At 35.1% G+C, this 21,750-nt stretch carries 16 protein-coding genes; 5 read left to right on the top strand and 11 right to left on the bottom strand.

The window, feature by feature from the left end:
• Window positions 1-139 precede the first annotated feature (139 nt).
• Window positions 140-757, top strand: a complete 618-nt coding sequence (locus tag K4L44_10375) for a MarC family protein (protein QZE12994.1) — start codon at window positions 140-142, stop codon at window positions 755-757.
• Between the two features lie 53 nt (window positions 758-810).
• Here the strand turns inward: K4L44_10375 and K4L44_10370 are convergent, their stop codons facing one another.
• Together K4L44_10370 and K4L44_10365 are read right to left on the bottom strand one after the other, a co-directional pair.
• Complete coding sequence (locus tag K4L44_10370; protein ID QZE12993.1) at window positions 811-1,338, bottom strand: carboxymuconolactone decarboxylase family protein; 528 nt, start codon at window positions 1,336-1,338, stop codon at window positions 811-813.
• Between the two features lie 11 nt (window positions 1,339-1,349).
• Window positions 1,350-1,853, bottom strand: a complete 504-nt coding sequence (locus tag K4L44_10365; protein ID QZE12992.1) for a sel1 repeat family protein — start codon at window positions 1,851-1,853, stop codon at window positions 1,350-1,352.
• 57 nt (window positions 1,854-1,910) lie between these two features.
• Here K4L44_10365 and K4L44_10360 point away from each other — a divergent pair, with 57 nt between their 5' ends.
• Window positions 1,911-2,987 (top strand): DUF3810 domain-containing protein, encoded by a 1,077-nt coding sequence (locus K4L44_10360; GenBank protein ID QZE12991.1) that lies wholly within the window; start codon window positions 1,911-1,913, stop codon window positions 2,985-2,987.
• A gap of 471 nt (window positions 2,988-3,458) precedes the next feature.
• Here K4L44_10360 and K4L44_10355 read toward each other — a convergent pair whose 3' ends face one another.
• The 5 genes from K4L44_10355 to K4L44_10335 all read right to left on the bottom strand — a co-directional run bounded on the left by K4L44_10355 (window position 3,459) and on the right by K4L44_10335 (window position 11,846).
• Complete coding sequence (locus tag K4L44_10355) at window positions 3,459-5,480, bottom strand: SGNH/GDSL hydrolase family protein (protein QZE12990.1); 2,022 nt, start codon at window positions 5,478-5,480, stop codon at window positions 3,459-3,461.
• A gap of 243 nt (window positions 5,481-5,723) precedes the next feature.
• Window positions 5,724-6,773, bottom strand: a complete 1,050-nt coding sequence (locus K4L44_10350; GenBank protein ID QZE12989.1) for an IS5 family transposase — start codon at window positions 6,771-6,773, stop codon at window positions 5,724-5,726.
• Between the two features lie 278 nt (window positions 6,774-7,051).
• A complete protein-coding gene (locus K4L44_10345; GenBank protein QZE12988.1) occupies window positions 7,052-8,263 on the bottom strand; it encodes a 50S ribosome-binding GTPase in 1,212 nt (403 codons plus the stop codon).
• A 45-nt stretch (window positions 8,264-8,308) separates the two neighbouring features.
• Window positions 8,309-9,517 carry a T9SS type A sorting domain-containing protein gene (locus K4L44_10340; GenBank protein QZE12987.1) on the bottom strand — a complete coding sequence of 403 codons (1,209 nt, stop codon included), beginning with the start codon at window positions 9,515-9,517 and terminating at the stop codon, window positions 8,309-8,311.
• A 49-nt stretch (window positions 9,518-9,566) separates the two neighbouring features.
• The gene (locus K4L44_10335; protein QZE12986.1) at window positions 9,567-11,846 is read right to left on the bottom strand and encodes a DUF1566 domain-containing protein; all 2,280 of its coding nucleotides are present in this window, start codon (window positions 11,844-11,846) and stop codon (window positions 9,567-9,569) included.
• A 215-nt stretch (window positions 11,847-12,061) separates the two neighbouring features.
• Here K4L44_10335 and K4L44_10330 point away from each other — a divergent pair, with 215 nt between their 5' ends.
• Entirely contained in the window at window positions 12,062-12,535 is a 474-nt protein-coding gene (locus K4L44_10330) for a hypothetical protein (protein QZE12985.1), read from the top strand.
• Window positions 12,536-12,638: 103 nt separating this feature from the next.
• The gene (locus tag K4L44_10325; protein QZE12984.1) at window positions 12,639-13,316 is read left to right on the top strand and encodes a hypothetical protein; all 678 of its coding nucleotides are present in this window, start codon (window positions 12,639-12,641) and stop codon (window positions 13,314-13,316) included.
• Window positions 13,317-13,357: 41 nt separating this feature from the next.
• On the opposite strand, the gene K4L44_10320 is transcribed toward K4L44_10325, so the two are convergent.
• Complete coding sequence (locus K4L44_10320; GenBank protein QZE12983.1) at window positions 13,358-16,294, bottom strand: insulinase family protein; 2,937 nt, start codon at window positions 16,292-16,294, stop codon at window positions 13,358-13,360.
• Window positions 16,295-16,803: 509 nt separating this feature from the next.
• Here K4L44_10320 and K4L44_10315 point away from each other — a divergent pair.
• Complete coding sequence (locus K4L44_10315) at window positions 16,804-17,646, top strand: porin family protein (protein ID QZE12982.1); 843 nt, start codon at window positions 16,804-16,806, stop codon at window positions 17,644-17,646.
• A 533-nt stretch (window positions 17,647-18,179) separates the two neighbouring features.
• Here K4L44_10315 and K4L44_10310 read toward each other — a convergent pair.
• The 3 genes from K4L44_10310 to K4L44_10300 all read right to left on the bottom strand — a co-directional run bounded on the left by K4L44_10310 (window position 18,180) and on the right by K4L44_10300 (window position 21,743).
• The gene (locus K4L44_10310; GenBank protein QZE12981.1) at window positions 18,180-19,085 is read right to left on the bottom strand and encodes a transposase; all 906 of its coding nucleotides are present in this window, start codon (window positions 19,083-19,085) and stop codon (window positions 18,180-18,182) included.
• Between the two features lie 316 nt (window positions 19,086-19,401).
• On the bottom strand, window positions 19,402-19,926 hold the full coding sequence (locus tag K4L44_10305) for a GNAT family N-acetyltransferase (GenBank protein QZE12980.1): 525 nt from the start codon (window positions 19,924-19,926) through the stop codon (window positions 19,402-19,404).
• A 110-nt stretch (window positions 19,927-20,036) separates the two neighbouring features.
• Window positions 20,037-21,743, bottom strand: coding sequence for a RagB/SusD family nutrient uptake outer membrane protein (locus K4L44_10300; GenBank protein ID QZE12979.1), 1,707 nt, complete (start codon window positions 21,741-21,743; stop codon window positions 20,037-20,039).
• Between the last annotated feature and the right edge of the window lie 7 nt (window positions 21,744-21,750).

Here is a 21,750-nt window from a genome sequence, read left to right as displayed (position 1 = left end):
CTGTTTTTAACCTAAATAGATTCTATATCGTAGTGCTAATATAGAGTAAGAAAATGAGATAATATCCATTTATTACCAATTTTATAAGAACAACTTATCCCCTGGTGCTGTTCATACTATAAAATCAAATAGAGTTAACATGGAACATAATATACTGTCTTTTGCGTTGTCTGTATTAACAGGTTTCTTTGCTGTAATGAATCCAATTGCAAATACTCCAATCTTTGTAGGTCTTACAGAAGGTTTAGATGAGGAGTCGAAGAATAAGGTTGCAAAGAAGTCTACTTTTGTCGCTTTTGTTATTACAGGTTGTTTTGTATTGTCTGGTCATTTTCTGTTTAAGGTGTTCGGGATCACTATCCCGTCCTTTAAAATTACAGGAGGGATACTTCTTTTTTATGTGGGATTTCAGATGTTGGAATCAAAGAAGAATGCCATACATCACTCTATGAATGACGATGAGATTTCTAGTGTTGCTGTCTCGCCTTTGGCTATACCTATTCTAGCTGGACCAGGAACTTTGGTGACAGGGATTAATTTTGTGAGTGAGAAGAATATTGTCAACCTAGTGGTGGTGATCCTCTGTTTTGGTCTGATGTGTATTTTGACCTATTTTGCTTTTAAAGAGGCAGATAGTGTGTTGAAATATTTGGGAAAGAGTTTTATTGCAGTGTTGGGTAAGATCATGGGGTTGATCCTTGCAGTGATGGGTATGGATATGATTATAGTGGGGATTAAGTTGGCATTTCTAAAATAGATCTTTACCCGTAAGTATGATGAAGGGGGGAGGCCCCCTTCATATATCTTTTGTTATACCTTTGGAAAGTCGATCTCTATATCTGTGATATTATGGACGTAGTTTGTGATGATCATGGTGATAATAATACCAATAAAGTTCATTAGGTCTTTTGTGTCGTAGCCTAATTCCAAAAAGTTATTCAGATCGGCTTCATCGAGATGCCCTCTATTTTTTGCTGCAGTTGCAGCAAGACAACTTAGTGTCCCTAGTTTCTTGTCATGAGAATTACAGTTACGAGCTTCTAAGATCTCTTCATCGCTCATCTTAACCATATGTTTGGCTATATAGGAGTGTGCAGCGATACAGTAGGTGCATTGATTGGCTTCGGCAACAGCTAATTTGATATATTCCTGCTCTTTGGCTGAAAACTTACTGCGTTTTCCAATCGCTTCCATCTTGTTATATCCCTCAAGAAGAGCAGGAGATGTTGCTATGGTTCTAATAATATTAGGAACCCTGCCTTTTCTCTTCATCGGTTCAAGTACTTCTTGTGACTCTTTGGGAAGCTCTTCAAATAAAGGAACAATAATCTTTTTCATAATCAGGTATTTTAATCATTAGTAGTTAATTCTTCTAATTTCCATAGTTGATTTTTTTGCCAATAGACCATGGCATCTTCATTACCAAAGTTGTATGCTCTTTCAATAAAATATAGTGCTTTCTTTGTGTCCTTTTCTGTACCAATACCATCTAGATACATCCTTCCAACAAAAAACATTGCTTCAGCATCATTTTGTAGTGCCGATTTATTACACCAATAAAAGCTTTTGTTTATATCTTTGTCGGTACCGATACCTTTAAAGAAGAGTTTGGATAGGAGAAATTGTGATTTAGGTTCTCCTTGTTCGGAAGCCTTTTTGCACCAAAAGAACGATTTAGAGTAGTCTCTCTTTACTTTTTGGTTTCCAAAATAGTATGTACGCGAGAGTGTTACTTGTGATTGTAGGTCTCCTTTTTGTGCTTTCGAAAGAAGAGATTCGATCTCTTTGGTTTGTGCTATTAGGATGGTCGTAAATAGCAAGCAGAGTGTGGTTGTAAGTATTGTTCTTTTCATGTTATACTGTTTTTCTATCAATAGAACACCTAGTATAAATTGATTGTTTATTTTATTATGCTAAAATTATTTATACAACGTTTCAGAGGAGTTATTATATTGGGAATTGTATTGTGTATACAGTATTTAATTTCAAGATATTCAAGTTCCTGTTTTATCGAGTCGTATTACCTTAAATATGTCTACTCATTTGTTGGAAATATATCAAATAGCCTCTCTTCGTTGGTGAGCATCTCTCTATGGGAACTCTTTTGGGTGTTTTTTATACTATTCATTATTGTCTTGATTGTCCTCTCTTTTATAAAAAAATCATTTTGGAAAAGGTCTCTTAAATATTTTGTTTTTGTTCTATTGATAGGTGCCAATTGGTTCTATATTTCTTGGGGATATTCTTATGGTCGAAGGTCTATGATAGAGGTCATGGATATCAATACGGAAGGGTTGACTAAGTCTGATGTAGAAGATGCTTTTCATTTGATATTGAAGGATATATCTGATATGTCCATGGATGCTTTAAACTGGACGACACCTGTGGATCAGGCTTTGATTGCGGAATATAGAGATCAAATGGATAGAGAGGAGATTCCTCTGTATGTGAATCCTCATAAGATCAAGAAGATTACCTTTAGTAAGTTCTATATTCAAGCAGGAGTGTTGGGATTTTTTGGTCCATTTTTTAATGAGGTGCATGTGAATAGATATTTATATGAGAAGGATTATCCTTATGTTGCCTTTCATGAATTATCACACCAACAAGGAGTCGGTAGTGAAAGAGATTGTAATTTTATTGCTTTTATCTTAGCGTATCACTCTCAAGATAAGTCTTTGCGTTATAGTGCTTATCTCAATATACTTCCCTATTTTATTGACTACTTTTATCAATATCCTCAAGAGGAGTTTAATGAGATGGTGCGTACCATTCCTTCTTATCTAATTAGTGATTTGAGGAGTCGTTCTTATTGGTATAGAGACCAACGAGATGAGTTTATAGATCGTGTCCAAAGCAAAGCAAACGACATCTATCTAAAGAGTAATGGAGTAGAAGATGGCGTGATGAACTATGGAAAGTATTTCGGGATGGTGGTTTTCTGGATTAACCAAGATTCCAATAAGATTGCCAAGAACAAGTCCTGATAAGGTTAATTATCAAAAAAACTTAAATGTGTACTTCTTTGGCAATTTTTATTTGATATATATGATCATAATGTTAAATTTGTAGTAATATAAAATGTTAACTATTTGTTATATAATAGTTTTTTGATCATCGTGAAAGTTTGTTTTGGGGAAGTCTTATTTTAAAATTTGATTGTTTTCACGATTGTAGAGTTGAGATCGCTTACGTAGGAGTTTTTCTGAGGAATCTAGGTAGCAATTGTATTATGTTGAGGTCGCTCTTTGGGGGAAGAGTTTTCAGAGTTTATTAATAGTTAAATTGTTCATGGTTAATTATTATTTGAGTGGTTCTCTGTTGATCTATAATAACAACATAATGATCCGATGATAATTTCAACGGATCTCGCTCTATTTTTTATATTTAATAAACAAGGAGTACAGAGACATAGAAAGATTATTTCTACGTCTCTGTTTTTTTGTCTATATATAGACCTATTCGTTTACAATAAAGTACCTTATTCTACAAGCGTTGTGTGAACTTTCTTGGTCTTTATTGTCCACCATCCTAAGATATAATGTATGCTCTCCCTCTTCAAGTTCTGCATCCAAAATATAATACCATGGAAGATGAATGTGGTTGCTCCACTTGGTTGCCAAGTTTTGTCTTTTCCACTCCTTATTGTCTATGGCATATTCTAAAATACCAGCATCTGGTCCAGCAGCAATTGCTATACCTATCGCTTTGCCATGAAACTTATATTTTAGTTTTTTATTTGTTTTGCTTGCAACAAGCATTGGAACATGGTGATAGTTTGCCCTCGTTCCTACTTTATCGGTAGGGACCCATGATGGAATATATTCCCATCCCTTTGTTTTGTAATCTAGTTTTACACTCTTCAAGATACCATGGCTATAGTTGTGTTTGTCTAGTGCCTTAGGCATGGTATACCTTGTCACCTTATCGTCCTGGGCAACGCCTCTTGACCAGCTATTTTCTAAAAATGTGATCATAGAGTGGGCATAAACTCCTTGTCCAAAAGGAGAGGGGTGTAAGTTTTTAAAGTCATCTTTCCAGTTGAACTCCTCGTTATTAATTCTCTCAGTCACCTCTAGTGCAAGGTTGATTGAAGGGATTTCATAGTGTTTTGCTACAGACTCATGATTCTTTATGACTGCAGGAGTCTCCCCGTTATTGTATGTAGCAATCTTACTAGGATCCACAAAGTGCATCAATACAATATCCATCTCTTGGTTTTTCTCTCTTAGATGTCTAACGATACCTTCCATGGCTCTTTTCTGTTCTTTGTTCGTTCTTCCATTAGATGAATCATTCACAGCAGCTTCCTCAAAAAGAAGATCAATACTCTCTAAGTTTTTTATATCTCTTTCCAAACGAAAAGCAGCTGGAGTACTACCCATCGATGGGATGCCTGCTGCAATAAACTCAAATTTGGTATTTGGAAAACGTTTGGTAAGATAAGTACTGATACTATCTCTCCATCCATGATTGTATGTGATTGATCCTCCAAGAAATGCAACACGTGCAGTTTTGTTTCTCGTAAACTTAAGCAAGCTATTGGTGATTCCATCTCTGTATTGATGGAAATTTTTAGAATCTAGATGAGGGTCAATGGGAGTATGGTTCTGAATGAAATCAGCGCCAATTTGAGGTGTTTCGATTTCAAAATGATGTCCTTCCAAATTCTGTTTACCCTTAGTGCATGGTATCACTGTCGCAGGGCCTCCTAGTTTGATATATTTGTTTACCAAAGGGATGGTATTTTCTGTTGGAGGCACAATCATATCTTTAAGTCCAATCATATGAAGAATAGGGACTTTGTTGTCGGCTAGTGCTTCAAGTCCATTCAAAGGAATATTTGTATATGCTTTTGCCTTTTTATCATTTTTAAAACGATACTCTTTCTTCAATCTTTCCCAAGTACCTTTATCTCCTCTGCCTATCCCATCTCCTTTGGGCCAGCTTTTAAAGTCGCAAACAGGAGCTTCCGCATAGATGCAAGATACCTTTTGTGGATTTATCTTTGCCCAATTATACGCAAAAAGTCCTCCTCTACTAACCGCTTCAAGTGCTACCTTCTCCGATAGATTGAATTTCTTTCTAATCTCTTTATAAAAGGCATTCCATACTTGCACTGCTTTGGGAGAACCTAGCATATTGTTTGTATTGACAAATGCTATTTGGTATCCTTGGTCTAAAAGAATACGATCCATCTCTGTATGCCAGTCAGGAAACCTAGCTCTCCATACCCATGGATTTCCTTTAAGTACTTTCTTAGGGGTCACTATTCGTGCTTGGTAGGTCTCTTGGTAAGTTTTGCCCTTCTCTTTAAACTCAATTTCAAGGGATAGATTCGTACGATTATAACCTTTCCACTTTTGATCTGTATTTTTGGATATTAGCTTCGATGATAGGCATTGAATAGTTTGACCTTTTACATTGTTTGATCCAAAGACGAAGCAACATAATAGAACAAGTAGTGAAATGTTTTTCATGTTTTAGTGTTTATATTATCAATCTAGTTTTGATAAATATAGCAAACTATTATAACATTTTATTCACATTATAAATGCAAATAGTGTAAGAAATAATAAAGGGAACCTCTCAAAATCGTTTTTTTCAAACTAATGCCTGTATCCTCATAGAGATAAGAAAAATTATCTATTTTTAGTTACACCTTAAGCGTTGAATATCAGGATAATACACCATACTCACTAATTGATTAGACATACCTATCCCTACATTAGTTGTAATCGTCTAATTTGCTCATATCTAAATAAGTTGTAAGTAAGATTAATTAGCCCTATAATGGTACTTGCTCTTTTAAAACCGATGCTTCTGACATATAATTTATTCATACTGTATTCCATAAAACCAAAGACATGTTCAACTCTTGATCTTGTTTTAGACTTCTCTTTATTTCGTTTTTTTTGCTGGTCTGTCAATGGATTTCCTCTGGTTCCTTTTTCATTGACTTTATTATTCATGTCGCTCTTTTTAATAATTTCCTCACATCTCTCTCCTGTATAAGCACTATCAGCATAAAAGTCACAATTCTCATCAGATTTGTCTCCGATAAGAAGTTCTATGACTTTTGAGTCGTGAAGCTCTGCACTAGAAGAGGTGTACTCATCTATCAGTTTACTTTTTGCATCTATTTTGATGTGATTCTTATAACCATAAAAGGTTTCACTTCCTTTTTTAGCCCAACGAGCATCTATATCTTTTTGTCTTATTTTATGAACATTAGACTCCCAAGACTCTGGAATACAGTCATTCTCTTTAATATGTTTGTTCTCTTCTTCACTATTTCGTTGCCTTGGAACTTCCACAAAACTTGCATCAACAATCTTCCCTTCTGAGACTAATAGTCCTTCATTATTTAACTTCTCATTAAAAAGTTCAAAGAGGTCTCGTTCAAGTCCTAACTTTGTTATATTGTCCCGAAATCGCCATATTGTCTTTTCATCAGGTACAGCACTACTTCGAACAAGACCTAAAAAACGACTAAATGAATGTCGGTCTAGAATCTGATATTCTGTTTGAAAATCACTAAGATTATAGTACCGTTGTAATATTAAAATCTTGAACATTAGTATTGGGCAATATGATGAAGCTCCTGCATTACTCTTTCGGTCTTTCTCATAAATAAGTTCCAATGTCGGTCGAAAAATTTCCCAATCGATAATGTCATTTAATCGCTCCAAGGGATCTCCCATTTGCTGTAACCTCTCTAGCCTAAAAATGTCATCAAATAAAATATCGTTATCTATAGTCTTATATCTCATAGTCCGAAAGATCTTAATTATGACAACAATAAGGTAATTTACAATATTAAGTATCAGTTAATTAATTCTGAGAGGTGCCCTAAAGTAGGATTAATTAACTATAATTTGATTAATTGTGTATTTTATTGTCAATACAAGTATGTTTACAAAGACTCTTTCGAGATTTTAATTGGTCCACTATTTGTTTGTTATGTTTAATCAAAAGAGTGTTTGTTAAAAATTAAAGTGGGCTTTTTATGTAGTCCCACTTTGCATATTGATTGTATGATAATAGTCTTTTATATCCAAGGTTTTACCACTCTTTCTAATACTTCTTGGCCTTGTATCCAAGAAAGGAAGATACCATAGTTCGTGATTGGAATGTGGTGTACTTCAAGATTCACAACTCTTTGAGTTAGTTTCTGGGCAGAGATCATACACCCGCCACAGTGAATGATCAGATCGTATTCCTGAAGATTTTTGTCCTCAAATTCGCGACCAAAACTATGATCAATCGTTATGTTCGGATATCTCTTTTTTAGTATGTTTGGTATTTGAACTGTTCCAATATCTTCTTGTATCCTTGAGTGGTTGCATGCCTCACAAATCAGTATCTTTCCATTCTCTTTTAAGGTAGTTAAAGTATTCACTCCTTGATAGAACTTTGATAACCTTTGTGTTCCATGTTGAATCATCATGATGGAGAACGTTGTGAGTTGAACCTGTTTAGGTGTCCATCTTGAGACAATATCCATTGCCTGAGAGTCGGTGATCACTGCATCTAAAAAAGGAATATGGTTAAGCAAATTATCAAATCTTCTCTTCTCTTCAATATTACCTGCTCTCGCTTTTTTAAGGTCCATTCTGTAGGTGATAGAATAGGCCCAGTTTCTTGTGATCTCCTCTACAGCCATACTTTGTGGTCTTAGAAGTCGCTTCTCCGGAGTCTCTTCATCCATTGGTATGATTAAAACGTAAGAGTGGTCCTTCTTAATAAATGGCAATAGAGAATGCTCTTTTGTTTTGGTAATATATTTTTTGATGAATGGGAGAATTGCTTCTCTAGAGTTCTCTTCAGAAAGATTGGCCTCCTTGATAATGGAAGTATCGACCTCTTTAAACTTGATGGAGTGCTGAGGTGTTGAATCGAAAATATTATGTACTAAGATATAAGTTTTCTGAATAGATTGTGCTAGAGATATAAGTTCTTCCTCCACGCTAAAGTCCGCAATATTCGAAGGAGTGGTAATGATTGCTAGATCACACTCTCGTAGTGTTTGGATCACTTTCTTGCGTTTCTTTTGTCCTAGTATTGTCTCTTCATCTATACCTGGGGTGTCGAATATTTTACATGGACCGATGCCATGGAGCTCAAAAAGAGTAATTTTGTGATCGGCTGTCGTTCCCGGTGTTGGATCTACAATGGATGTTTCTTGTTGAGTGAGTAGATTCATTAGGGTACTTTTCCCTGCATTCATTCTACCAAAAATACCTATCTCTACACGTTTCATGGATAAAAATATTAAAACGGTGTAAAGATAGGTATTCTTACTCTTTTATTGAATGGTAATCTTACGACTAACTGTTTTCGTACTGAAATATATTTTATAGAAGTATACTCCCTTAGGGAATTTAGAGAAGTTAAAGTTAAATACTCCTCTCTCTGTTTTTCCTGAAAGAATCTTTTGTCCAAAAATATTGTAGAACTCGTAATCCATCCATTTATCGTTTGGATTATCGATTTTTATGGAGAAGTGTCCGTCGTTAGGAGTAGGGAAGACGATCACATCGGAGAAGGTTGCACTTCTAAGATCACCTGCAGTGAAAGCTTTCATCTTACCTTTCGCATTAATATTAAAGTAATTATTTACTTCGTCTACTTTTTCTAAGGTGTTAAATGGAAGAAGGAATCCCTTCTCTTCTTTCATCTCAATACCCTCGTAAGTATTCTCTTGATCTTCCGAGACAATATCCTCTTGTTGATAGAAGAATGTCATCTTATATTGGGTGTTTTCGTGAATGTCGATATTCTCGACTTCCCAAAACCTATTTAAGAATTGTCCATCTTTAGGCATCGATTCATGACGCTTTCCTTGGGCTTTGAATCGTAGTTGTGCATTGTCATTTAGTGTCTCTAGATCTACAAATTGTACCGTTACAGGGGAGTATTGATTGTTTGCCCCGATAGGCATCTCTAGAGTTAGTGACGGATCTTCTGTATAACTAAAATATTTTCTTACTGAACCTTCTCTATCGGTATTAAAGAAACAACCCACACCATCGATAGAACGAGTAATGGTCGTTTCCTCTTTTAGTAGTAAGTCATCATCCCCTACTTCAATTATTCCAGAAGAAAGCTTCGTTTTTTTAGTAATAGAAATGGGTGCATCAAAAAAGATCTTTGGTTTCTCTAAAGCATCTACAGGGACTTTATTTACTTCAATATTGGAGAAGTTTACTGTCCCTTCTCCCGTAATATATTGATCTTGGTTTCCCAAAAAAGAGAAGTGTCCTTTAGAGAACTCATCGAAAAGAGGGAAGGTGTTATTTAGAATGTCCCCAAAGATGTTCAAAGAACCATCCATCGTTACGAATGATTGATCGGCTGATTTTTCTCCTTTACTTTCAAAATCTCCTTGAATCGTCACATTTGCCTCTTTGGAAACAGATATTACAGCTCCTTTGATAGAGACATATGCTTTTTGAGCAAACGATAGGTTCGTTGTAAAGGTGAGTATAGCCAATATGAATAGTTTTCTTCTCATATTCAAGGTGTTTATAAGAGCTAAAATAATGTGTTTACTTACACATAAGTTAGAAACTCGTCTTTCTAATTATTTTTGTGTAACTAACATCTGATTTCGCTTTATCTCCCATTGTATCCGTTGTTTTGTTATAAAAGAATGCATTATTAGGATCAGTAGGTGCTGTGGCTTCTGAATTTGCCCAAAAAGATCCACTATTATTAAACGCTGCAGGGTAGTTTGTATTTAGCTTACGAAGTTCTTCTTTTGTTGGAAGCTTCCAATCTGTATAATCTCCTAAAGTATAATTGTCAGCCTTTAGTAATGCAGCATTATAATTGTGAGCATCTTCATAGTTTGCGACAATAAGAACTTCATGAGACGTTTCGTTTACTTCAAAAACCACTCCTCCCCATAGATTATCTCCTATAACAGGAATCATCGGACGTCCCTTATAAGTCCTCCATCTAGATCCATCGTAGAAAACGGGTATATGTTGGGTTAAATTATATACAACTAATCCTTCAACTGGCGATTTAATATTTGATATTTGATCTGTGGTTTGTCTAGGAAGAAGGAATCCTTGAGAAGTACTACTGATCTCTACAGCAGCAGAAGCGGAAGTCGCGGTTTCGCTTCCAACCACAATTTTATTGTAACCTTTTACCTCTTTTTTACTATCTGCAACGATTGCTTTACTTGCTTGAACCACTCCTTCATCCCCAAACTTATCTTTACTTTCTAAGTTTAGATCATTGATTGCTTTGTCTAATTTTTTATCTGCATCTGCTAGACTAGTAGCCGTTTTTATGGTAGTGGTAGTCATGTCTGGGCTATAAGTCCCATCTGTGTTTAATCCGGTTCCAGTGATAATGGCAGCCATTTTGGTGTCAGCATTATCTTGTCTTGCAATTAAATTATTGGTAGCACCTTGAATGCTGATAATATCAGACTCATTTTTTCCTACCCTAGGCTCAAGGCCTCCCACTGTTGTTTTAAGTTTTTCAATATCTGTAGCATTGATTGCCACCTTAATCTTCATATTAAATACTTCATTGTCAAGGATAGCACTTTCGTTTTGTAGGCTCGTTGCACTTGTGATTAAGTGAGCAGATGACAATGGAGTATAACTTCCATTACTATTTAATCCACTTGAAGCTTGAGTTCTATCTAGTTCACTCTGAGCATTGACAACATTATTCGTGTTTCGATCTATAGAAGACTTGTTCTCTTTTACTTTAGCATCTAATAGTTTGTCAGCATCAAAAAGAGAGCTTGCGCTATTGATATAGTTTGATGAAGTCGATTTTGCATATTGTCCATTGTCGCTAAGTCCAGCTCCAGTAATTGTCTTTTTTAATTTATCTTGAACCCCACTGATGTCTGTCTCGTTTTGTGCTACTCTATCTTGAAGTGCTGTATGGCTATTGCTTACATTATTTAGAATCACATTCATGTTTGCAATCTGGCTATCTGTGGAGTGTAGTCCTTTATCCAAAAGGTATACCTCTTCTTGTATTGTGGTTGCCGTACTCACATAGTTAGAGTATTTAATAGCCTTAAATGCACCTGTTGTCTCAAGGCCTATTGCTCGTTGAGAACGATCTAATTCATCTTGTGTTCCAGAACTACCACCCGTAATGGATGTAAGTTTTTTGTTTATCTCATCGATCTTTGCAATATTACTGTTGACTGCAATCACATTGGAAGCCGATCTTGAATCGATACCATACATTCTTTTGTCTAATTCGTTGGTTGCCTCATTAATAGAAGTAGAAGCATTGATATAGTGTCCTGAAGTATTTTGTGTATAGTGTCCATTGGTCGCATCTAAACCAGCTCCTATTCTTGTTGCTTCTATAGAGGCTTGTATCATTGCAGGAGAACCGGCTGTAGTAGAGATTGCCTTCAATCTGTTTTGTAGATCTAAACATACCTGATCCAAAAGAAAATCCGCATTACTTGCACTAGTGGCACTAGATATAAAATTTGCTGTAGGATCTACTTCATATATATCTTGCCCAAGAGGCATCCAATCACTTCCCTTCCAAAAATAGAAGCCTTCGACTTTATACTTGTCTGAAGCTACCGTATTATAAATTAAAAGTCCATTTGGCTTGATCCCTACAATTGGATCGTCTGCACTTTTAAGTTCAACTCTAGGAACTAGTATTCCTTTCGTCTTAGAATAGACATCTAGCACTGCTGCTACATCTGCTGGTGCATTCTTAATATCACTAATGGATACATTCTGTGCGATAGTACGACTATTGAAAACAGATAGTAAGAATACCAAAAGGACCAAAAATAGATTTGTTCTCACAGTGTGATTAAATTGATAACTTTTCATATACTCAGGTTTTCCTATGTTCCTAATCTTTATAAATAGAATAATCTATGTTAAATATAAATATACTTAAAAAAGTATGAATAAAAAAGGTTCGTTCTTTTTATTTCTTGATACTGTTGTAAAATATTATGGTTAATAATATTTATTTAACTTTTATAAAAATGAACCCTATCTATCTTTGAATTGTTTACAAAGAAATTAAAAAATATAATATTATGCTTAATAAATTTAGATTATTATTGATCTCTTTTCTACTATTAATAGTCTCCTCTGTAACTGCACAAGTTACCAAAGGAGAATTAGAGATTATTAAAAGTGAATTAAAAACAGAGAAGAAAGATCTTGTTCGTAAGAATATGAACTTGGTGTCTGATGAGGCAGATATCTTTTGGCCTATCTATAACAAATACCAAAATGAGAAGTCTGTTATTATGGATCAAAGAATTAAAATTCTGAAGAAATATGCAGATGAGTATTTGATTATTAAAGAGGATGATGCGAAGAAGATTGCACTAGAACAATTTAAATTGAGCAAAAAGGCAACCGCATTAAGGCAGAAATATTTTAAAATTATCTCTAAAAAGATGTCGCCTGTATATGCTATTCGTTTTCTCCAGATTGATCGACAGATTGATCTATTAGTAGAGATGAAGATATATGAGAATATGCCACTGATGCAGTATCGATAAGCGATTACAATATCATATACAATATCATATACAATACTGAGCTTGTAAAGGAGATGAACCTTTACAAGCTTTTTTTTGTTCCATTATCTAAACAACAAGCATTATGAAAAGATATCTATTAACTATTATAGCAACGTTCACATGGGTAGGTGTTGCTTTTTCACAAGGGTTTTACCAAAGTAACACTTATGCTAACGTACAAAAAGCACAAACTACTACCGATAGTCGATTTGAAGTAACTCCGATGATAGGATTTCAATTTGGAGGAAAAGTCGACTTTGTTCAAGGACAACTAAATATCCGTGATGATATGATGTATGGTGGTGCCGTTGGGGTTCATTTACACCCTGATGGAGATGCCGAGTTTTCTTATTCTAGAATGGATACACGTGCCGACTTTAACAGCTATGGTATCTTAAAAAGTGGTAGTTATAACTTAAGTGTCGATTATTTTCAAGTTGGTTACCTGCACTATATGAAGAGAGGAGCTCTTCGTCCATTTGGACTGATCAGTGTCGGTGCAACATTATTAAATTCGAAAGATGATAAAGTTTCTGATACATCCCTTTTCTCTATGGCTTTAGGAGGTGGAGTGAAGTATTACCTTAATGATAGAGTAGGATTAAGACTCCAAGGGAGATTGTTAATGCCGATGTATTTTGATGGAGCTGGTTTTATGGTCGGTTTCGGAGGAGGCGGATCTTATTCATCTATTGGAGTAAGTGCCACTTCTGTCATGGTTCAGGGAGACTTTAGTTTAGGATTAGTATTTCAGTTATAAGTTGTAAAAGGCTGTCGTAAAGACAGCCTTTTAGTATCTATTTAGTAGTTAAAGATCTCTTCCAGGGATAGTTGTTCTACTTTACCATATTTGCCTAGGCGTTTTGGTGTTAGTTTGTTTCTATCTCCTTCTACGATAATCGTATAGTGATCTGATTTTACTTTGTCATTAAAGAATTTATTTATATCTTCTAATGTTGCTGTCTGTACGTAATTATATACATCTTTTCTTAAATCATGATCATATCCCATTTTCTCATTGTTAAGATATTGATAGATCAAATCTTCTCCAAGGATTCTTTGAGATTCAATCTTTTTAATGATAGCTTCTTTAGATGTTTCAAAAGAAACTTTAGAAAGTGGCATATCTGTTAGGATTTCATCCATTGCATTTAAAGCGTCATCGAACTTATCTGATTGAGTCGAGATACTAGCATAAAGAAGTGAAGGATCTCCTTTGTCGTGTGGTTTTGTAAAATATGACCATGCGGAGTATGCCAATGCACGAGATTCTCTGATCTCTTGGAATACGATAGATCCCATACCACCACCATAATACTCATTAAAAAGCGTCAATTTAGGGAAGTCTTTTACAGGAACAACGCCCTTATTATTGATCAATTTAATGAATGACTGTACCATATTGTAATGAACGAAATACACTTTGTTTTCATTAGTTGCAACATATGTATAGTCTTTCATCTCTGGTTTAGGAAGATAATTGGTAGCCCAGAAGTGATCTTTCTTCAATATTTTAACCACTTCACCATTCTCTTTAGGACCATAATAGGTGATCTTATGAGGATAAGTTGTTAGGTTTTTGATATAGACGATAAGATCTTCCGCTTTCAACTCTTTCAACTCTTTTTCTGTAAGAATATCAGTAGTTACATTATGCTTTCCATGAAGTGCATACTGCTGTAGGTTTCTATTGAAAATTGTGTTTTTATCATTTTTATTCTCCTCACGAATCTTCAATATATCATTTACCAAGTTGTCAAGAGCCTCTTGATTTGGAGCAACATTCTTCAGGTAATCTTCAATCAATTGGATTCCTTTATCCATATTCTCATTAAGACCACTAATTGTTACGTTTAGATATTTACCTGAACACCATGAGTTAAAAGAAATACCCTCTTTGTATATCGCTTTCTTAAAAGCTTCTGCACTCATCTTATCTGTTCCAAGATACTCCATTAATTGTGCCGCAATATCCAACTTCTTATCCGCTAATTTGCCAATATCAAAACGATAGCTCAAAGTAAAAAGATCATTTGTTTCATTTTTGTTTGCATATAAAGACACATGATCATTAATAGCCTCTTTGTGAACGGCTGTTTTATAATCGATAAAAACAGGTTTAAGTCTAGGAACTTTTTCTGCAGCAATTTCTTTCACGAAGTCAGATTTCGCAGTACGGTTGATAGGGACAGAAGTGATCTTTGGTTTGTCCACCTTGGTAATCCCTTTAAGTGCCCCTTTGCGTTTATAAACAATCGCATAGTTGTTGTAGTGCTCTTTGGCAAATTGCATTACTTGCTCTTTAGTGATTTTGCTCATTTCATTACAAAAATCTACATATTGATTCCAAGGTCTCTGAGAGATAAAAGAAGATACAAATTCATTTGCAGTTTCTCCACTAGCTCTTCCTTCAATCGCTGCAATTTTCATGTTATTAACCACCGCTTTTAGCAACCAAGGTTCGAAATCCCCTTTTTTAATCTTGTCGATCTCTTGATTAATCAAATTCTCAGCCTCTTCCAAAGTCTGTCCTGGTTTAGGAACAGCATAGAAATAGTGTTCTCCAAACTCTTGCATAAAGTTTGTGAATGAGCCAGACTGAAGCATTTTTTGTTGTTGGTTGATATCCAAGTCAAGTAGACCTGCTACCGAGTTGCTCATCAACATATCTATCAACGTAACCATTTGGAAGTCTTTTGATGCCTCGCCACCAAAACGATATGCCATATAGAACATCTCCATTTGTGGACCATATACCTCATCTTTTTTGATCTCTGTCAATTCAGGTACTTTAGGATATTGGATTGGTTCAATTGGACTCTTCTTCATTTTTCCCCAATACTTATCAACCAATTTCACAGTTGCTTCCATATCTAAATCTCCAGACAAGCAGATCGCTATATTATTTGGTACATAATATTTGTCGTGATATTTATTGATATTAACCATTGAAGGATTCTTAAGGTGAGCAGCCTCTCCAATAGTAGTTTGTGTACCATAAGGGTGATTTGGGTACAACATCTTACCTAGTTTTTCCCATACCTGTGTCGACTCACGGTCTTGACCCATGTTAAACTCTTCGTATACTGCTTCGATCTCAGTATGGAATAGTCTTAAAGTCAATTCAGAGAATCTTTCACTCTCAATCTGTAACCATCTTTCAATTTCGTTTGATGGGATGTTGTTTACATACACAGTACGGTCTGTTGAAGTGTAAGCATTGGTTCCTGATGCACCAATCATACTCATCAATTTGTCGTACTCATTTGCAATAGCATATTTCCCAGCCTCTTGAGATACTTCATCGATTTGATTATAAATAGCAGCTTTCTCTTTAGGATCTTCCGTGTTTTTATGTTTTTCATATAGGTCCGAGATCTTGTTAATAAGAGGTTTCTCTTTTGCCCAATCTAATGTACCAATCTTAGAGGTCCCCTTAAACATCATATGCTCCAAATAGTGAGCCAAACCAGTGGTCTCCTTAGGATCGTATGATGAACCTGCACGTACAGGGATATAGGTCTGAATTCTTGGTTTCGTTTTATCTACAGAAAGATAGATCTTTAGACCATTCTCAAGTTGATAAATACGTGAATGGGTGGGGTCGTCTGTTACCTCCGTATAGGTATACCCATTCTTGTCAGTCTTTGTTAATGTCGAATACTTTTGCTTTTGCGTACAGCTTGCAATCAAAAGAAAAGACAGAAGCAATAATGAAATTTGATGAATCGTTTTCATTAATCTGTATGGTTAAGTGAAAAAAAAATGTCTTAAATGTAAATATAAATTAAAAAAAAGATAAAAGTGGTAATTTAAATCAGAGATCTTTATATAAATTATTATCTCAAGTGTCCCCAAAGTTTTATTTTTATAGCATATAGTCCTCTTTTTATCGATTCTCTTAAGTACAACTCTTTGTTTACTCTAGTATGTCTATTCCTTTTGTCTGTCATTTCAATTAATGTGTTAAAATAGGTTAAAATAATATGAAGGACATTTGACACTAGTGCCTATATTATGCTTAATTAATTTCTAAAGTGCAGATTTCTAAACCTTTTGTTCAATGGTTATTATGTCGAAAAATAGACCATTATAATGGATGAGTCTATGGTACGTAAAGTCGTTGAAATGAATTAGGATAAACCCATTCTTCCCTATAGATTTGTGGTGTTTTGTAACTGTATAATTACCTATTTATTAGAAGGTTATAATAATTATCATGTAAAAACTATTTATCTATATTAAATATGAAGAATCTATTCGTAACTGCTTTGGCAGTTTTCGCAATGATAGGATTATCCTTTCAAACCAAAGCCCAAGAGAACAATAAACAAACACAATCTACTTACGTGAAAATCAAAGGTGGATATGGATGGGGTGTTGCCAAAGATGGCTACTATGTTGATATGGGACAGGGAAGTTCTATTGATGGACAACAAGAGCAGATCTTTACCTCTCTAGGTGGTGGAACCATCGCCGGGTTTGCTATCGGTCACTTCTTTACAGATCACCTTGGTGCAGAGCTTGATTTTACCTACTTAAAAGGAGCAAAACAAAATGTTCAGAATGTTTCAGTAGGAGGGGTGACTTATCAGTCAGCGGATGCATACACAAACCAATATCGTTTGGCACCAACTATCATTATGAGTACAGGAAACAGCAAAACGTTGAGTCTTTATACTAAAGTTGGTTTCGTTTTACCAATGGGTGGATATGCAATGGTTGAATCTAGTAGCTTAGATCCAAGTACAGCAAATGCTATTGAGATTGAGCAGAAGATTAATGGAGATTTCTCTATTGGTTTCACAGGCGTATTGGGTGTACAATATCGATTGAATGATAAGTTCGCGATGTTTGCTGAACTTGAAGGAGTATACTTAAATATCAAGAGAAAAAAATCAACTATTGAGACGTTTACTGTAAATGGAGTGGATCAGTTGGATAATTTTACCGCAATTACTGGACAGTCAGTTAATGTGGATTATGTGGACACTGTGGATTCTACTAATCCAGATCCATCTAAGGCACTTAAGACTACTTCTCCATATAGTAAGCAAGGAATCAATATTGGATTGACATATTACTTCTAAATAGAAGTTTTCTAATCTTTGTTGGTCTGTTCCTTAAAATTAGATCTGAAAAAAGAGCCTAATTCATTAAGTTTAAGCATTTATAGAAGCAGTAATATAAAGAATTAGAACTCTTTATATTACTGCTTTTTTTATCTTTTTATATCGTGTAATTTTTTTGTTACTGTAATTTATAAAGAGAAGAAATTTTGGAAGTGTCTAGATCCTTTTTATTTATGGCGGTATCTTTCATGTTTTAGAGTTCATGCAATATTCTAGGAAGAGTCATTAAACGAAAGATCTTCTTAATAAGCTTTTATTATAGGTCAATGTAGTGGATAACAGTGTGTCATGTGTGTAGATGTACCTCCAATAAGGGTCCTTTAATTTGAGGTAAATATTTATTCAATGGGAACCAATACAATAGGATATAAAGTCATTGTAAGACATCAATGTTTTTAAATACAGTATGTTGTGTCGTGTGGGTATTCCTTATGAATACCCTTTCCTCGTAGTAAATTCTTATTTTTTGCTTTTTCTTTTATTAATGCGAATCAAGGGTTCAAAACATAATTAAGAAACGTTGCAGTTAGTTTACCGAATGCATGTACCATTAATCCTTTTGTAGACCTTACTTTACTAGCTCTTTGTATATCTGTTTTTTCGATTAGCCAAGAGAACATTGCTTCAATAGGTTGTCTAATTTTAGATACAGCTCTATTATACAAATCGTCTGCTGCTTTTATTCTTTGTTTGATTATCAAGGGCATCCCTTTTATTGCCTTAATAGGTGTCAACATTTCTGAATTATACTGATTCTTCACTTGTTGGTTAAATTCATTATGCATGTAAATTTTATCTTCGAAGAAGGTTCTGTTCCGCATCTCTGACCATCTCTCCTTGTAAACGACAATATCGTTCACAGATGCAGGAGTAAAAAGGACTTGCTCTGGAAATGGTAAAGCATCTTGTCGTCTTATCCCCAGCATATGAAGCTTCATGCCATAATAGTAAACTCCTTTCGTAGAGCAATAGCCTTTATTGGTTACTTCATTGGCCACCTTGCCTTTTCGTTTGCCAGAACACGTTATAATTGGCATCGAATCAAGTAAACATTGATCGATAATACAATCATTAGGCTGAGTGTCTTCAAGTAATAACTCAGACAATCTTGTAAAAGCTCCACCTAAAGGATTAAGGCGATTACAAAATGCTTGATAAGATCCTAAATTTGGAAACCAGTCAGACAAGTAATCACTTGCAAATTTATGAATCTGATTTATCTTGGTGTATTCTTGATATTGAACACCAAAAAGATATATTGTCATCACCTCTTGATCAGTAAAGCAAGGGGAGTTATTGTTACTAAATCGTTCACAATAATATCTTAATTCATCGAAATAATAACAAATTAGATCGTATATTTTTATTAAATTGAAGTCTTTATCCTTGATTATCATATTTTAAAGTCGCTTTGAAAACAACTATAAGATACTGATTTTCAAGGATAAAAACAATATAAATGTCTAATATATAGGCAATTAAACCACTTGGTTAGATATGAAATCCAACTCTTGATTCGCATTATTAAGATAGATTTATAGTCCACCTAATGTATTGGTATCGTTTTAGAGTCTTTTATCTGAGATCTTTTTAAAAAGAGCAATGTCACAACCATCGATCGAATAATAATAAGTAGGTAGAATCGCTTCCTTTTCCTATGGAATCTCTTTTTTTTTCCTTCTAATATATCGGTTTGAGTACTGATCAGAAGCTCTATTCTAAGATTGGATATATGATGGGATGGTATTTTGTTACAAACTCATTAATTAATGAATTATCGAGCGGGAGAGGGTAACTCATCAGAGATAACATTACTTTTTTATCTCCCAAGCGATATGCAGGTTGAAGGTACCCCTGTTTCAGTAGATAGAACCCATTTCGTTCATAGAATGAGATACGTCTCCAATGATTCATGTCTATAGGCTTTTCAACCTCTAATACGATTGGTATATCCATTTCATCTATAAATTGCTGAAGTATTGATTCTCCTATACCTGATCCTCTAAATTTTTTGCCAACGGCAAAATGCTCGATATAACAGAGCTCCTTAAAACGCCAATAGAATAAAATAGCAACGACCTTTTCTCCAATCTGGTAATAACATGGGTAGAAACAGTCTTCTTCCATGACTGTGATAAAACAATCTTTATCCCTCCGTTCTTCTAATGGAAACGATTGTGAAAGGATATCCAAAACAGTCTCAAAATGACTGTCTTGTGTCTCTAGGGTGTGCTTCATGAGTAGTGTCATTAGGGTCTTCATACATCATTAAATAAGCGTATTAGACAAAGGTAAAAAAATAGGTCATCTCATTAGAGATGACCTAAAAACAAATGTTAAAAAAACTATTATAATAATGGGTCGAATGTGCCCCCTTCCCATCCTTTGGTTTGTTCCAATTTACTATTGCGTTCTAAATGCTTTCTTGGAATCGCATAAAAATAGTATGTATCTGGAATTTCAATTTTCTCCTCATCCGTTTCACGAACCTCAATCTTGAATCTTTCATATATTTCAGGAGTAGAAATATCATCATATCCTGTCGGTTCATAACCATCATCTTTCAAAATCCATCTAAGTCCATGACGTTTTCCAATAGAATTAAGATGATCGAATTTACGTAAACGACGCAACTCATTCCATCTTTTCCCTTCAAAAGCAAACTCCACAAAGTTCTCTTTAAAATATGCCTCACGGATCTCCTCCTTGGATGTTGCCGTAATACCATAATTGCCATCAGGTCCTGGTTCGATTGAAGCACGGCCCCTTATTTGATGAAGAATATCTAGTGCCTCATTTGGTCTCCCAATCTCATTCGCGGCTTCTCCTAAATTCATTAATACTTCTGCATACCTTATCACTACATTATCAAGAGTCGCATCATATACTTGCGATTGCTTAACTTGTAGATCTTGTCCTTTTTGACGATAGAAGCTTGATGCTGAGATATGTGAGCCTTCTGTGCTACTTCCAACCTCTTCTGTCGCTGAATAACGATAATAGGTCCATAGGAAAGTACCTTGTTCTATCATATCTGCAAGATGCATATCAGATCCATTATATGCAATGGTAGCATAAAAGCGATCGTCTCGGTTTGCACTTAAACTTGCATATCCTGCTGAAGGATCAAAATCACTACCATCTTTCATTGGGAATGCGTTTGCCAACTCAAGACTTGGCGTGTCTTGGAGCGCCATGTCTTTAGAGTATATTAAAGGGCGAATACCTCCAACAAAGTATGTAGATCCTGGATTGTGAAAACGACGAACCATGATCACCTCTTTATTGAGCTCATTATACCATATGTCTTTAAATTTATCACAAAGACCTTTTCCGTTCTCCAGTGCAACTCTCTGAGCTTCTTTATTGACATTATAAGCTTCTTGCCATCTACCAATCTCTCTGGTAGGATTGAATAAAGGACTTGCCCAACGAAGTGCTATACGACCTTTGAATGCCAATGCTGCAACTTTATCGATACGACCTACATCTTTTCCACTCCAATTGTTTGGAAGAAATTTTATTGCATTGTCTAGATCTTTAAATATCTGAGTCATACACTCTGTGGTAGAGTTTCTCTTCATAAAGACATCTGGGCTAGAAACATCTTGTACCTCTGTGATCAAAGGGACTCCACCATAGCTATTTACCATACTTGCATACATCCAAGCTCTCCAAAAATACATTTGACCTTTAAGGGGATTCTTCTCCTCTTCTGTCAAAGAGCCAGTATCAATATTTGCGAAGAAAATATTTACTGTACGAATGTTATTATATTGCCAATTGTTATGTGAATCGATGGTTGCAGTACCATTAAGCAAACTGGATATCTGTCCGATATGGCATGCTTCATCAGATGAAGTTCCTGTCCCTATTGACCACCCAGGCATTACCTTTGCATAAAAGTTATTGACATAAGCCTCCGAGAGGCTCTCTTGATTCCAGATATCAGTTGGGTTGATTGCTTCAAGGTACTCTTTGTCTAATACCTTCTCACAACTAGAAATGAATAGTACCGAGATAATTAGGAATATATATCTAATATTTATTTTCATATCTTCA

This window comes from Prolixibacteraceae bacterium (genome assembly GCA_019720755.1).
Taxonomy (GTDB): Bacteria; Bacteroidota; Bacteroidia; order Bacteroidales; family Prolixibacteraceae; genus Halosquirtibacter; species Halosquirtibacter laminarini.
This window is presented reverse-complemented; position numbering and strand designations above follow the sequence as displayed.